The organism is Nitratireductor sp. ZSWI3 (genome assembly GCF_024655565.1).
Taxonomy (GTDB): Bacteria; Pseudomonadota; Alphaproteobacteria; order Rhizobiales; family Rhizobiaceae; genus Nitratireductor.
The window spans coordinates 40,710-54,360 of the sequence record NZ_JANKOF010000010.1 but is presented as its reverse complement, the minus strand read 5'-3'; the positions used below and the strand labels follow the sequence as shown (position 1 = coordinate 54,360).

At 64.1% G+C, this 13,651-nt stretch carries 19 protein-coding genes; 6 read left to right on the top strand and 13 right to left on the bottom strand.

Annotation, left to right across the window (positions count from 1 at the left end):
• Positions 1-25: 25 nt before the first annotated feature.
• Genes coaA through hisB form a run of 8 tightly spaced genes read right to left on the bottom strand, consistent with a single transcriptional unit; the run spans position 26 to position 4,904 of the window.
• Positions 26-985, bottom strand: a complete 960-nt coding sequence (gene coaA / locus NUU27_RS05810) for a type I pantothenate kinase (protein WP_257761131.1) — start codon at positions 983-985, stop codon at positions 26-28.
• 35 nt (positions 986-1,020) lie between these two features.
• Positions 1,021-1,341, bottom strand: coding sequence for a phosphoribosyl-ATP diphosphatase (locus NUU27_RS05805; protein WP_257761130.1), 321 nt, complete (start codon positions 1,339-1,341; stop codon positions 1,021-1,023).
• Complete coding sequence (hisF, locus tag NUU27_RS05800) at positions 1,338-2,138, bottom strand: imidazole glycerol phosphate synthase subunit HisF (RefSeq protein ID WP_257761129.1); 801 nt, start codon at positions 2,136-2,138, stop codon at positions 1,338-1,340. Before hisF ends, NUU27_RS05805 begins: the two co-directional genes overlap by 4 nt.
• On the bottom strand, positions 2,135-2,869 hold the full coding sequence (gene hisA / locus NUU27_RS05795; RefSeq protein WP_257761128.1) for a 1-(5-phosphoribosyl)-5-[(5-phosphoribosylamino)methylideneamino]imidazole-4-carboxamide isomerase: 735 nt from the start codon (positions 2,867-2,869) through the stop codon (positions 2,135-2,137). The genes hisF and hisA overlap by 4 nt, the downstream gene beginning before the upstream one ends.
• Before the next feature lie 3 nt (positions 2,870-2,872).
• Positions 2,873-3,163, bottom strand: coding sequence for a DUF1330 domain-containing protein (locus NUU27_RS05790; RefSeq protein ID WP_257761127.1), 291 nt, complete (start codon positions 3,161-3,163; stop codon positions 2,873-2,875).
• A complete protein-coding gene (hisH, locus tag NUU27_RS05785; protein WP_257761126.1) occupies positions 3,160-3,810 on the bottom strand; it encodes an imidazole glycerol phosphate synthase subunit HisH in 651 nt (216 codons plus the stop codon). The genes NUU27_RS05790 and hisH overlap by 4 nt, the downstream gene beginning before the upstream one ends.
• A 1-nt stretch (position 3,811) precedes the next feature.
• Positions 3,812-4,291, bottom strand: coding sequence for a DUF2628 domain-containing protein (locus tag NUU27_RS05780; protein ID WP_257761125.1), 480 nt, complete (start codon positions 4,289-4,291; stop codon positions 3,812-3,814).
• A 4-nt stretch (positions 4,292-4,295) separates the two neighbouring features.
• Positions 4,296-4,904 (bottom strand): imidazoleglycerol-phosphate dehydratase HisB, encoded by a 609-nt coding sequence (gene hisB, locus NUU27_RS05775; RefSeq protein ID WP_257761124.1) that lies wholly within the window; start codon positions 4,902-4,904, stop codon positions 4,296-4,298.
• Between the two features lie 155 nt (positions 4,905-5,059).
• Here hisB and hslV point away from each other — a divergent pair, with 155 nt between their 5' ends.
• The 4 genes from hslV to NUU27_RS05755 all read left to right on the top strand — a co-directional run bounded on the left by hslV (position 5,060) and on the right by NUU27_RS05755 (position 8,617).
• The gene (hslV, locus tag NUU27_RS05770) at positions 5,060-5,608 is read left to right on the top strand and encodes an ATP-dependent protease subunit HslV (protein ID WP_257761123.1); all 549 of its coding nucleotides are present in this window, start codon (positions 5,060-5,062) and stop codon (positions 5,606-5,608) included.
• On the top strand, positions 5,598-6,137 hold the full coding sequence (locus NUU27_RS05765) for a GNAT family N-acetyltransferase (protein ID WP_257761122.1): 540 nt from the start codon (positions 5,598-5,600) through the stop codon (positions 6,135-6,137). Before hslV ends, NUU27_RS05765 begins: the two co-directional genes overlap by 11 nt.
• Positions 6,134-7,444 (top strand): ATP-dependent protease ATPase subunit HslU, encoded by a 1,311-nt coding sequence (hslU, locus tag NUU27_RS05760; protein ID WP_257761121.1) that lies wholly within the window; start codon positions 6,134-6,136, stop codon positions 7,442-7,444. Before NUU27_RS05765 ends, hslU begins: the two co-directional genes overlap by 4 nt.
• 195 nt (positions 7,445-7,639) lie before the next feature.
• Positions 7,640-8,617 carry a DUF1402 family protein gene (locus NUU27_RS05755; protein ID WP_257761120.1) on the top strand — a complete coding sequence of 326 codons (978 nt, stop codon included), beginning with the start codon at positions 7,640-7,642 and terminating at the stop codon, positions 8,615-8,617.
• Here NUU27_RS05755 and NUU27_RS05750 read toward each other — a convergent pair.
• The 4 genes from NUU27_RS05750 to NUU27_RS05735 are packed head-to-tail and all read right to left on the bottom strand — an operon-like array spanning position 8,614 to position 11,437.
• Entirely contained in the window at positions 8,614-9,027 is a 414-nt protein-coding gene (locus NUU27_RS05750; protein WP_257761119.1) for a helix-turn-helix domain-containing protein, read from the bottom strand. The two genes, NUU27_RS05755 and NUU27_RS05750, sit on opposite strands and share 4 nt — an antisense overlap.
• Positions 9,024-9,587: a Smr/MutS family protein gene (locus tag NUU27_RS05745; RefSeq protein WP_257761118.1), complete on the bottom strand. Its 564-nt coding sequence runs from the start codon at positions 9,585-9,587 to the stop codon at positions 9,024-9,026. Before NUU27_RS05745 ends, NUU27_RS05750 begins: the two co-directional genes overlap by 4 nt.
• Complete coding sequence (locus NUU27_RS05740) at positions 9,584-10,705, bottom strand: murein transglycosylase A (RefSeq protein ID WP_257761117.1); 1,122 nt, start codon at positions 10,703-10,705, stop codon at positions 9,584-9,586. Before NUU27_RS05740 ends, NUU27_RS05745 begins: the two co-directional genes overlap by 4 nt.
• Positions 10,706-10,729: 24 nt before the next feature.
• Positions 10,730-11,437 (bottom strand): Tim44/TimA family putative adaptor protein, encoded by a 708-nt coding sequence (locus NUU27_RS05735; RefSeq protein WP_257761116.1) that lies wholly within the window; start codon positions 11,435-11,437, stop codon positions 10,730-10,732.
• 209 nt (positions 11,438-11,646) lie between these two features.
• Between NUU27_RS05735 and NUU27_RS05730 the strand changes: the two genes are divergently transcribed.
• A complete protein-coding gene (locus NUU27_RS05730; RefSeq protein WP_257761115.1) occupies positions 11,647-12,147 on the top strand; it encodes an FxsA family protein in 501 nt (166 codons plus the stop codon).
• 119 nt (positions 12,148-12,266) lie between these two features.
• Entirely contained in the window at positions 12,267-12,776 is a 510-nt protein-coding gene (gene secB / locus NUU27_RS05725) for a protein-export chaperone SecB (RefSeq protein ID WP_257761114.1), read from the top strand.
• 114 nt (positions 12,777-12,890) lie between these two features.
• Here secB and dnaQ read toward each other — a convergent pair whose 3' ends face one another.
• Positions 12,891-13,592: a DNA polymerase III subunit epsilon gene (gene dnaQ, locus NUU27_RS05720; RefSeq protein ID WP_257761113.1), complete on the bottom strand. Its 702-nt coding sequence runs from the start codon at positions 13,590-13,592 to the stop codon at positions 12,891-12,893.
• Positions 13,593-13,651 lie beyond the last annotated feature (59 nt).

Genomic DNA, 13,651 nt, shown 5'->3' with positions numbered 1-13,651 from the left:
AAAAATGGCCGGAGCGCCAGCGACCTTAAAGCTTCCGCAGCGCCACTTCCTCGGTCAGGTGATTGGCGCCCTTGCGCAGAATGAGATCGGCGCGCGGGCGGGTCGGCAATATGTTGTTGCGCAGGTTCTTGAGATTGATGTTTTCCCAGAGCTGCTCGGCGATCGCCAGCGCCGCTTCCGGCTTCAACGCCGCATAACGATGGAAAAAGGATTCGGGGTTCTTGAACGCCGTCTCGCGCAACCGCATGAAGCGATCCACGTACCACTGGTGGATCAATTCCTCCGGCGCGTCGATATAGATCGAGAAATCGAAGAAATCCGAAACCACCGGCACGGCCGTTCCGTCTCGGGGCAAGTCGCGCGTCTGCAGAACGTTGATGCCCTCGAAGATCAGGATATCGGGCCGGTCGATGGTGACGAACTCGCCGGGCAGCACGTCATATGTCAGGTGCGAATAGAGCGGCGCGCGCACGTTCGGCATGCCCGCCTTGATGCCAGACAGGAAACGCAGCACGGCCCCGAGATCGTAGCTTTCGGGGAATCCCTTGCGCTCCATCAGGTTTTCGCGCCGCAGCACCTCGTTCGGATAGAGAAAACCGTCCGTCGTCACCAGATCGACCTTGGGGCTCGACGGCCAGCGGGCGAGCAGCTCCTTGAGCACGCGCGCCGTGGTCGACTTGCCGACCGCCACCGATCCGGCGATGCCGATGATGAAGGGCGACTTCACCATGTCGTTGGAATCGAAGAAGACCTGGCGTTGGCGAAACAGAAGCTGGCTGGCCTCCACATGCGCCGACAGAAGCCGCGACATGGAGAGATAGATCCGCCGCACCTCTTCCAGATCGACCGGGTCGTTGAGGGAGCGCAGGCGGCGCACCTCGTCCTCGGCCAGGGTGAGCGGCGTGTCGGCGCGGAACTGCGCCCATTTCTGCGCGGAAAAGATGCGGTAGGGAGAATACTTCTCTCCGGAGACAAGCTGGTCCATGAAATCCGCGGCCCCCTTCCTTGCCGCCATAACCTTCAGCCCTTTCGCGCCGCCTTTTCCGCGATGCCGGAGCGTCCGGTTCGGTTTTCGAGCTCCGCCATCACCTCGTCGAGCGACACCTCTTCCAGCGCCAGCACGACCAGCCAATGATAAAGGAGATCCGCACTTTCGGAAATGAGGCTCTGCCGGTCGTGTGAAACCGCCGCGATGACCGTCTCGACGGCTTCCTCGCCGAGCTTCTGCGCGGCCTTGCCCGTGCCTTTGGCGAAAAGCTTCGCCGTCCAGGAACCGGCATCGCCCGAGCGTGCCCGCTCAGCGATGATCGCTTCCAGCTTGGAAAGGTCGAACGTGCTCATGCCTGCTCCAGTTTCCGCACCGGATCGAGCCGCATCGGAATCCCGGCGGCAGCCATGTATTCCTTGGCTTCGGCGATCGTATAGGTTCCGAAGTGAAAGATCGAGGCGGCGAGCACCGCGGTCGCGTGCCCTTCACGGATGCCGGCCACCAGGTGATCGAGCGTGCCGACACCGCCGGAAGCGATGACGGGCGCGCGGATCGCATCGGCCACGGCCCGTGTCAGGGCAATGTCGTAGCCGGCCTTGGTGCCGTCACGGTCCATCGAGGTCAGCAGGATTTCGCCGGCCCCGAGGTCGACCACGCGGCGGGCGAACCCGACGGCGTCGATGCCGGTGGGATTGCGGCCGCCATGGGTGAAGATCTCCCAGCGATCGGCTTCACCCTCGCCGGACACCTTCTTGGCGTCGATGGCGACAACGATACATTGGTTGCCGAACTTGTCGGCGGCGCGGGCAACGAAATCCGGATCGTTCACTGCCGCGGTGTTGATCGACACCTTGTCGGCGCCCGCCAGCAACAGCTTGCGGATATCCGCCACCTCGCGCACGCCACCGCCGACGGTGAGCGGCATGAAGCACTGTTCGGCCGTACGGGCGACCACGTCGAAGATGGTCTGGCGATTGTCGCTTGAAGCGGTGATGTCGAGGAAGCAGAGCTCGTCGGCGCCGGCCGCATCGTAGGCTTTCGCCGCCTCGACCGGATCTCCGGCATCGATGAGGTCGACGAAGTTGACGCCCTTGACCACGCGGCCGTCCTTGACGTCGAGACAGGGGATGACACGAGCTTTCAGCGTCATGCGGCCGCCCCACGCAACACCCGCAACGCCTCCGCCGGGTCCAGCCGCCCGTCGTAGAGCGCCCGTCCGGTGATCGCACCTTCGAGCTTTCGCGCGTCGGGCATGGTCATGCGCACCACGTCGGCGATGGAGGCGAGGCCACCGGAGGCGATAACCGGGATGGAAACCGCCTCGGCCAGATCGATCGTCGCATCCCAGTTGATGCCCGTCAGGACGCCGTCACGGTCGATGTCGGTATAGATGATCGCAGCGACGCCGGCGCCTTCGAAGCGGCGGGCGAGCTCGACGGCGGAGAGATCGGAGGTCTCGGCCCAACCTTCCACCGCCACCTTGCCGCCGCGCGCGTCTATACCGACGGCCACCCTGCCGGGAAACGCCTTGCACGCCTCGCGCACCAGGCCGGGATCGCGCACCGCGATCGTGCCGAGAATGACGCGTGCCAGGCCCTTGTCCAGCCAGGCCTCGATATGCTCGAGCGAGCGGATGCCGCCGCCGAGCTGCACCGGATTGCCGGTGGCCTTGAGAATCGCCTCGACCGCGGCTCCGTTGACGCTCTCGCCCGCGAAAGCGCCGTTCAGGTCCACCACGTGCAACCATTCAAAGCCCTGATCTTCGAAGGCCTTCGCCTGGGCGGCCGGATCGGGGTTGTAGACCGTCGCTTCGTCCATGTCGCCGAGCCTGAGACGGACGCACTGGCCGTCCTTCAGGTCGATGGCGGGAAAGAGGATCATGCGTCAGACGCCTTCCAGAATGGCGAACCTGGCCGTCGAGTTGGCCAGCCGGATCTTCAGTGCTTCCTGATACTCAGGCGAGTTGTAGCAGGCCAGCGCCTGCTCGTAGGACTCGAACTCGATGATCACCTGCCGATCGCCGGCCGGCCCTTCGGGGTCGGTGTGCCGCCCGCCACGCACGAGGAACTTCGCTCCGTATTTGGCGAAAGCCGCCGCATTGGCCTCGATGTAGCCCTTATAGGCCTCGGCGTCCGCGATATCGACCAGCGCGACCCAGTATCCCTTCTTGCTCATGGTGCCCACCTCAAGAAATTGGCAATCAGGGCCAGGCCCAGCGCCTGGCTCTTTTCCGGATGGAATTGCGTGCCGGCGAGGTTGTCTCGCGCGACGGCGGCCGTGATCGGCCCGCCATAATCCGCCGTGGCGAGAACCTCGGCGTCGTTTTCCGCCGCCAGGTGATAGGAATGCACGAAATAGGCGTGCAAGCCATCGGGCCCGGTGGGGATTCCGGCAAAGAGCGGATGCGAGTGTTTCACGTGAATCGTGTTCCAGCCGATCTGCGGGATCTTCAATTCCGGATCGCGCGGCGTCATCTCCACCACGTCGCCGGCGATCCATCCCAGGCCTCGCGTGATCGTCTTTTCCAGCCCTCGCTCGCTCATCAACTGCATGCCGACGCAGATGCCGAGAAACGGCCGCGCCTTGTCGATCGCCACTTCGGTGATCGCCTCGGTCATGCCCGGCACCGCGTTCAGGCCCTGCCGGCAATCGGCATAGGCGCCGACGCCCGGCAGCACGATGCGGTCGGCCGCCCGCACCGCCTCGGCATCGGCCGTCAGGATGATATCGGCAGCGACGCCCGCCTCGCGCGCCGCGCGTTCAAAGGCCTTGACCGCGGAACGCAGGTTTCCCGAGCCATAGTCGATGACGGCGACCTTCATGTCAGCCTGCCCCCGGATAGGTGAAGAGACCGAGCGCCGGCCCATTGCCTTCGCGGCCGGCACCGCGGACCGCGGCATCGGAAAGAACCGGCGCCGACGGCGTGGGCGCCGGACCGCTGCCGGCAAACAGTTCCGCCATGAAGCGCGTTTCGGCGTCCGACCGGTTGTCCGCCTCCACCACGCCCCACTGGCGCCAGCCGCGCCGGCGCAGCATGGCGGCACGCAGATTGCGCGCTTCCAGGCCAAGGAAAAGCGACAGGCACAGCGATGCGACGGTGGAGGTCGCAGACCATCCCTCGATGGAGCCGAGGGCACCGAGCAACAGCGCCACCGCAAGCACCGCGAAGGCCTCGAGCCACATCCGGTGCCACAGGAACCAGAAGAACGGGATGATGAAGGCCAGAAAGGCGAAGCCGTCGCGCAGGAGGAGCGCGTTTTCCGGACCCTCTTGCGGCGGCTCCATCACCACATAGCTTGCCATTGCCCTATCCCTTCAGGCTGCCCTTGGTCGACGGGACCGCATCGCGCTGACGCGGATCCGGCTCGCACGCCGCCCGCAGCACACGCGCCACGGCCTTGAAACAGGTTTCGGCGATGTGATGGCTGTTGACGCCGTAATGGTTGGTGACATGCAGCGTGATGCCGGCATTCTGCGCCAGCGCCTGGAAGAACTCGCGCACCAGCTCGGTGTCGAACGTGCCGATCTTCGGCGTCGGGAAAATCACGTCCCAGACAAGGAAGGGCCGGCCGGAAACATCCACGGCGGCGCGTGTCAGGCATTCGTCCATGGCGAGATCGAGCGAAGCGTAGCGGGCGATGCCGCGACGCTCCCCCAGCGCCTCGGCGACCGCCTTGCCGATGGCGATGCCGCAATCCTCAACCGTGTGGTGATCGTCGATGTGCAGGTCACCATCCGCTTTCAGCGTCAGGTCGATCAGCGAATGGCGCGAGAGCTGCTCCAGCATATGGTCGAAGAAACCGACGCCTGTCGCCACGTCGTAGCGTCCCTCGCCGTCGAGATCGACGCGGACGGCGATCGCCGTCTCGTTGGTCTTGCGCTTGATCTCGGCCGTGCGCGCCTTGCTGGAAGCCATGGCCCCATTTTCCCTAACGGTTAAGACGGCTTGCCTTCTAGCAGCATGTTCCCGCAGCGCCAAGCGCCCTCGGCGGTTTGCATTCCGACGCCATCAACATACATATCGCTCTGACGGCGCCGTGCCTTTTCGGGCGGCGCGATAAGGAGTGTGCGATGAGTGAAGACAGATCCATGCACGCCACGACGATCGTCACTGTGCGCAAAGGCGGCAAGGTGGTGATCGCCGGTGATGGGCAGGTTAGCCTTGGAAACACCGTCATGAAGGGCAATGCGCGCAAGGTGCGGCGCATCGGCAAGGGCAATGTGATCGCCGGCTTCGCCGGCGCGACGGCCGATGCATTCACCCTTCTGGAGCGGCTGGAGGCCAAGCTCGAACAATATCCGGACCAGTTGATGCGGGCCTGCGTGGAACTCGCCAAGGACTGGCGCACGGACCGTTACCTGCGCCGGCTCGAAGCAATGATGCTGGTGGCCGACAAGAGCGTGACCCTGGCGCTGACCGGCAATGGCGACGTGCTGGAGCCGGAACAGGGCGTGATGGCCATCGGCTCGGGCGGCAACTATGCGCTGGCCGCTGCCCGCGCGCTGATCGACAGCGAGCAGGATGCGGAGGTCATCGCCCGCAAGGCCATGGAGATCGCAGCTTCGATCTGCATCTACACCAATGACAATGTCGTGGTGGAAACGCTCGATGCCGAATAAGGCGGACAGGATAGGCTTCACGCCGGTGACGGCCGAGCACCTTCCGCTCCTTCTCGACTGGCTCCGCCGGCCGCATGTGCGGGAATGGTGGGGCGAGCCTGAAACGGAGCTGGACCATATCCGCGCCAAGGTCGAAGGCCGCGACACGACACGCCCCTTCATCATCGAACTGGACGGGCACCCTGTCGGCTACATTCAGTACTGGTTCCTTGCCGACAACAAGGGCCCCGAACTGGTCGAAGCCAGCCCCTGGCTTGCCGAGCTTCCCGACGACGCCGTGGGCGTGGACCTGACCATCGGTGAGGAGGAGCTCTTGTCCAAGGGCATCGGCAGCCGGGCCGTGAAGCTTATGGTGAAGCGACTGCTCGACGAGGGCCACACGACAATCATCATCGATCCCGATCCGCAGAACCGGCGCGCCGTGCGCGCCTACGAGAAAGCCGGGTTCAGACCCGTCCCCCATCTGCAGGAACGCACACCTGGCGTTCTCATCATGCAATACGACAAGAACAACGAGACGAACACATGACCACTTTTTCCCCACGCGAGATCGTCTCCGAACTCGACCGCTACATCATCGGCCAGAAGGACGCCAAGCGCGCCGTGGCCATCGCCCTGCGCAACCGCTGGCGGCGCCAGCAGCTCGAGCCGAAGCTGCGCGAAGAGGTGATGCCGAAGAACATCCTCATGATCGGCCCGACCGGTGTCGGCAAGACCGAGATTTCCCGCCGCCTGGCAAAACTCGCCGGCGCGCCCTTCATCAAGGTCGAGGCCACCAAGTTCACCGAGGTCGGCTATGTCGGCCGCGATGTGGAGCAGATCGTGCGCGACCTCGTCGAGGTCGCCATCGGCCTGACGCGCGAGAAGATGCGCGAGAACGTCAAGGCTCGCGCCCACATCAACGCGGAGGAACGCGTCCTGGAAGCGCTGGTCGGCAAGACGGCGAGCCCGGCCACCCGGGACAGCTTCCGCCAAAAGCTGCGCAACGGCGAATTGGACGACAAGGAAATCGAGGTCGAGGTCGCCGATTCCGGCGGCGGCATGCCGGGCTTCGAGATCCCCGGCATGCCGGGCGCCAACATCGGTGTGCTCAACATCAACGACATGCTGCAGAAGGCGATGGGCGGACAGCAGACCAAGAAGCGCAAGACCACTGTGAAGGAGTCCTACGAACTCCTCATCGCCGACGAATCCGACAAGCTGCTCGACCAGGAAGAGGTGGTGCAGCGGGCGCTCGATTCGGCGCAGAACGACGGCATCGTCTTCCTCGACGAGATCGACAAGATCGCCGCCCGCGAAGGCGGGGTCGGCGCCGGCGTGTCACGCGAAGGCGTGCAGCGCGATCTGCTTCCGCTGGTCGAGGGCACGACCGTGGCGACCAAGTACGGGCCGGTGAAGACGGACCACATCCTGTTCATCGCCTCGGGCGCCTTTCACGTCGCCAAGCCGTCCGATCTCCTGCCCGAGCTGCAGGGCCGCCTGCCGATCCGCGTCGAGCTGCGCGCCCTGGAGAAGGACGACTTCCGCCGCATCCTGACGGAGACCGAGGCGAGCCTGATCAAGCAGTATGTCGCGCTGATGGCGACGGAAGGCGTGACGCTCGAGTTCACGGACGATGCGATCGATCGTCTGGCGGCCATCGCCGTCGATCTCAACGCGACCGTCGAGAATATCGGCGCGCGACGCCTGCAGACGGTGATGGAGCGGGTTCTTGACGACATCTCCTTCCATGCCCCGGACCGCTCCGAAACGACGCTGACCATCGATGCCGACTACGTGGACAAGAATGTCGGCGATCTGGCCAAGAACACCGACCTTTCGCGCTTCATCCTCTAGATCGCGATGCATGAAAACGGGCCATGCAGCAGGCGGCTTGCTGCATGGCCCGCAAGGCCGGGTGTGGCATCCTTGCCGCGGTCCGGCGCCAGCGTGGCGCGCGGCGATAAAGGCTCTCGACTTGGGGAAGCGGTTTGCCTACCCTGCGCGCCATTCGCAACACATCGATTCAAGGGGCGCAAGCAGCGGCGCGACATGACATCACGAGCTCGTTTGGTCATTGGTGTCTGCCTCGGCTTTCTCGGCGCCGGCTTTCAGCCCGCTCTTGCCGCCAAGCTCGTGCCGGCCGGCAACCGCAATGCGGAACAGCCGCCGGTTCCCGGCGTATCGGCCAAGCGCACAAAATCCGCCAGGACCACCTTTGAGGCCAAATACGGCAAGGTTTATCAGCTTCTCAAGAACGACAGCGGGCTGATCTCGAAGATTCGCACCGTCGCGGCGCAGTACCAGATCGAGCCCGTGCACATCGTCGGCGCCATCGTCGGCGAGCACACCTACAATGTGGATGCCTACGACCGGCTTCAGACCTATTACGTCAAGGCCGTTTCCTACATGAAGAGCGATTTCGCCTTCCAGCACAATGGCGAGACCGTCGGCCAGTTCGTCAAGCGGCCCGAATTTGCCGAGTGCGGCAAGGAGGAAGGCAGCTACGACGTGTGGACCTGCCGCGAGAATGTCTGGGAAGAAGCGTTCCGCGGCAAGAAGGTGGATGGAAAATCCTGGCCGAACGATCGTTTTGGGGCCGTCTTCTTCCAGCCCTTCTATGCCGGCCAGACCTTTGGCATCGGCCAGCTCAATCCGCTGACGGCGTTGAAGATGACCGATACGGTGCACGCCGTTTCACACTTCCGGCGGCTCGATCACGACGATGCGCAGGAGGTTTACCGGACCATCATGGATCCGGACAAGTCGCTCGCCTATGTGGCGGCGACGCTGAAGACCTCGATTTCCGCCTATCGGCGGATCGCCGACTTCGACATCTCGAAGAACCCCGGCATCACGGCCACGCTGTACAATCTCGGGAATCCCGAGGCGCGGGCCGCCCGGCTTGCCGCGGAAAACCGCCTCCGCCGTGCAAAGGGGCAGATCTCGAAATTGCCCGAAGAGAACTACTATGGCTGGCTGGTCAACGAAAAGCTCGATGAGCTGACGGCCCTGTTCCCGGACTCTTAGAGTGCGCTATCGCTATCGAAGCGTCGGGCTCCCGCTGCCTCGTCCCGCTCGTCGGAAGTCATTTCCCTCAAGCGTTCCAGAAGAAAGATGATCTGCGCGTCCGAGAGGGTCGCAATGTGCATGGCAAGGAGATTTGCCAGCTCCGTCGCCGGCGGCGACAGCTTCGCCGTGTCGACGACGACGCGCGGATGGGAAAGCTCGGCGATGCGCTGCAGTTCGTCCGCCTCGTCCCAGATGACATTGAAATAACCGATGATCTTCTGAACCATGGCCCAGTTGGGCGGGCTGGCGCGACCGTGCTCGAGCGCCGACAGATAGGCCGGGCTTACGCCGATGGCCGCGGCCATCTCCTTTTGGCTGACCCCGCGCTCGTTCCGCAACTGGCGGATTTTCGCGCCGAGCGGCGTCACGAAGCGTCCCTCCGGTGCCGCTTGATGCGGATGTAGAACGCGCCGCCGCCGCCATGACGGCGGCTTGCCTCGTCGATTCCGCTGACAAGGTGGGAAAAGGGCGGCGTCGCCAGCCATTGCGGCAATGCCCGGCGCAACACGCCTTCGCTGCCCAGCGAGGCCCCCTTGCCGGTGATCACCAGCACATGACGCAGCCCTTCCGCGTGGGCGCGGCTGAGAAACGAAAGCAACAGGCCGTGCGCCTCGGACTGGGTCAATCCGTGCAGATCCACCCTCCCCTCGATGGCAAGGCGTCCCCTCGCCAGCTTGTTGTGGGTGGGCTGGTCGATCTTCCGGACCGGGTGAGCCTTGGCCTTGACCTCCTGCGGCGCCGCCGCGGCCCGAGCAACCGCGCGGCTGCGGTCCGACGCGACCAGGCGGCTCAACTCCTCCATCGCATCGTCCGCCGGCATGGGCAGCTCTTCCAGAACCTTGCCCTTCAGCGGCTCGGTGGTTCGCGCGACCTTGTTCCACAGGATGCGGTCTTCCAGGCTCAGTCTCTTCGGCGTGTGGCGGGTCACCTTCGCGCCTCCACCAGCCCGCGCGGCACCAGCGCATAGAAATCCGCCGGGTGGCGGATGACGCCGGCCACGTCCCCGGCCGCATCTCCGGTCCCCACGAAGAGATCCGCACGCGCCGGGCCGATGATGGCAGAACCCGTGTCCTGGGCGATCATCAGCCGCCGAAACGGCCGCGAATCGACGGCTTTCAGCGTCGGCGCGTTGATGAAGAAAGGTGTGCCGAAGGTGTGCAGGAGCCGGTCCACGGCGATCGAGCGGCCCGGTTCGAGCTGCACCTTGGCCGCCGCGACGGGCCCCTTTTGCGGGTCGCCGATCTCGGTCTCGCGAAAGAAGATATAGGAGCGGTTCTGCCAGAGAATCTCGTCGACACGCTCGGGATGGTCGCGGAACCAGCCGCGGATCGACTGCATCGTGACGGCATCCGGCGCCAGCTCGCCCCGCGCGATCAGCACCTTGCCGGCGCCGGTGAAATAATGGCCGCTCTTTGCGGCATAGGTGACCCGGATCGTCGTGCCGTCGGTCAGCCGCAACCGCGCCGCGCCCTGCACGTGGATGAAATAGGCATCCACCTTGCTCTCCAGCCAGGCAAGCGGCCGGCCGTAGCCGTCCAACGCGCCCTGGTCGATAGCCCGGCGGTCGAAATATTCCGTCAGACGGCCGCCGCCCGCATCGCGCGCAAAGGCGAAATAGGGATCGAGGCCCTCCGGTCTGTTCGTCTCGTCCACATCCACCAGGTCGGGCGGGCGGGCATAAAGAGGGATGCGGAAGCGATCGGTTCGAACGCGCGACGCCTCAGCTTCCGGCTCGTAATAGCCGGTGACAAAGCCGCGTCCGTCATCGGGCGGGGCAATGCGGCAGGGAACGAAATGGTGCTCGAAGAATGCGCGCGCCGCCGTCTCGTCGGCACCCGTCAGCGCAAACGCGGCCTCATGCGCTTCGGCGAAGGCGGGAAGAGCGATCCCCAGACTGCCCGAGCGGTAGGGTTTTTCGAGAACATGCCGCGCCGACCGTTGGAACGCGGCAAGGGCGGGCAGCAGCACATCGTCCCGCCAGCCCGGCAGAATGTCGAACGAGACCGGCTCCAGAAGAGGCGACAACACCGCCGGCGACGCGGCCATGCGCAACGCCTCGCCCGGCAAGGATCAATCCTCGGCTTCGGTCGCGACGAGCTTCCAGTTCGGATCGCGGGCGCGGGTGTCGCGCGCGAAGGTCCATACGTCCTTGACCTCGGCCACCGTCTCGGGATCGCCGTCGATCACCTCACCGGCGCTGTCGCGGGTGGCGGAAATGAGCTCGCTGACGATGCGCAGCGTCACATGCGCCTCAGAACCTTTCATCTCGGCGGCGATGATGTCCATGCCGTCGATGCCGACGAAAGAGGATTCGATCTTCTCGTTGCGCTTCTCGCGCTCGTCGATGGCCGAGACGAAACCTTCATAGACCTCGCGCGAAAGGAGGTTCTTCAAGGTGCGCCGATCTCCGTCGGCATAGGCCATGACGATCATCTCGTAGGCCATCTTGGCGCCCTCGACGAAACCCTTCGGCTGGAAGGAGGCATCGGCATCCCTGATGGCACGCAGGCCGCGGTTCAATTCGGAGCCCGGCTTGGCGACGGCATCGATTTCCGCATAGGTCGGGTCGGGCTCGGCAGCGCCCTTGCGACGGGGCAGCGAGACCACGTTCTCGCGGTCGCCCGCTTCCTTTTTCTTGGAAGCGTTGCGGCCGGCCGTATAGGGATCGAACGGCGGACGCTCATTGCCGGTGCGGCGACCCAGCACGTTGCGCAGCTGGAAGAAGATCACTGCCGCAGCGATCAGAAAAAATATCGTGCCGAAATCGAAGAATTCCATAACGTCCAGCCAAACGAGCCACTTCGTTCCGCAGCGCTGACCGGCTCAAGACAGGCGCTAGGGCGACGGCACCCCGTCCTTACCGGCAAACATATAGAACGCGGGCACTCATCATTCAAACTTCAGGTCAGAATACCTATGTTTTTGTCACTGACCAGCACGATGCGGTCAGAAACTCGTTTATCAGGTGCAACAGGGCTAACAAATTCGTGCGGTTTTCCCTCATCCCCTTCCTTCTCCTCGCCATCCCCCTGGCCGAGATCGCCATGTTCGTGATCGTCGGGAGCCAGATCGGCGTCTTCCCGACACTGGCTCTGGTGCTCGCGACCGCCGTTGCCGGCTCGATCCTGTTGCGCATTCAAGGATTTGGCGTCGTCCGCCGTATCGAGGAAACGATGAATGCCGGCGGTGCGCCCGGCCGCGATCTGGTGCACGGAGTGATGATCCTGGTGGCCGGCGTGCTGCTGCTGACGCCCGGCTTCATCACCGACACGCTCGGTTTTCTGCTGTTCATTCCGGCCTTGCGGGATGCGGGGTGGCGATTTCTGCGCAATCGCGTCGTGATCCTCGGGAGCGCGGCCGGGGCCGGCCGGCCGCACGAGCCTGCCTACCGCCGGGACGCGGGGCCGCAGACCATCGATCTTTCCTCGGAGGATTACCAGGACGCCGGCAACGAGGAATCGCCCTGGCGCGATCCCGACCGCAAATAGGCGACGCGCCCCAGGCGTTTCCGCCTTTGCCTTGTCATGCGGCAGCACCCATGCTAGCGAGCAGGCAATTCGAACGGGGAGCCGCGCGGCTGCCGAACCACGCTTGAGGAAGAACACGCATGGCCAAGAAACCAGAAGAAAAGACCGAAGCCGCGAATGAGGCGCCGAAGCCCGGCAACGGCGCGCAGCCCTCTCTGAACGTGCTCACGCAATATGTGAAGGACCTTTCCTTCGAGAGCCCCGGCGCGCCGCAGTCCCTGCGCGGCCGCACCGAAGCTCCGGCGATCAACATCAACGTCAACGTCAACGCCAACCCGCTCGGCGACAACGACTATGACGTCATCCTGACGCTGAACGCCAAGGCGGAAGCGGGCAAGACGGTCCTGTTCAACGTCGAGTTGGTCTATGGCGGTGTCTTCCGCGTTGCCGGCTTCCCGCAGGAGCACATGCTCCCCGTCCTGTTCATCGAGTGCCCGCGGCTTCTCTTCCCCTTCGCGCGCCAGGTGATCGCGGAAGCCACGCGCGCCGGCGGTTTCCCGCCGCTGATGATCGACCCGATCGATTTTGCCCGTATGTTCCAGCAGCGCATCGCCGAGGAACAGGCAAAGTCGCAGGTTCAGGTCTCCTAAATTGTCGTTTTAGACGCATTATGCGCTGTCAGGTGATGCCATCCGACAGCAAGATGCTCCAGGCGTTTCATGGAAACGGGGCGTGATCCGCCCCGTTTTCAAACCCACTCGCATTCACACGCGGATATTGCGCCAAAGCGCCTTCTCGCCCAGCTTTTCCACCAAAGCTTCATGCGCGGCCCGTTCGGCGTCGCTCAGCCGGGATGGAAGCGGCGCCGGCCGCGGGGCGACCGCGATCACGACATTCGCATCGCTGCCCGAATCCTCGCCGGCATTGGCGGAAATCTCGAGACCGAGGGCCGCCTGCTTGCCGCCGATCAGCTCGATATAGACCTCCGCCAGAAGCTCGGCATCGAGAAGAGCTCCATGCTTGGTGCGGCGGCTGTTGTCGATGCTGTAGCGCCGGCAGAGCGCGTCGAGCGAATTCGGCCCCATCGGGTGCTTGCGGCGGGCAATCGCCAGCGTATCGACCACGAAGCCCGGATCGACGGAGGGATGGTTGAGCCGCGCGAACTCCGCATTGATGAAATTGATGTCGAAGCTCGCGTTGTGGGCGATCAGTTTCGCACCGTCGATGAACTCGATGAATTCCTCGAAAATGTCGCCGAATGTCGGCTTTCCCTCAAGATCGGCGTTGCTGATCCCATGCACCGCAAGCGCCTCGGGATGGACCGACCGCCCCTGTGCATTGATATAGTGATGGAAGGTGCGACCCGTCGGGAAGCGATTGATGAGCTCGACGCCGCCGATTTCGATCACCCGGTCCTCACCGAAATCGAGGCCCGTGGTCTCGGTGTCGAAGACGATCTCGCGCATTGAACAAGCTCTCGTATCTGCTGGACGGCGGCTGACGATATCGAATCACCATGCGCGCC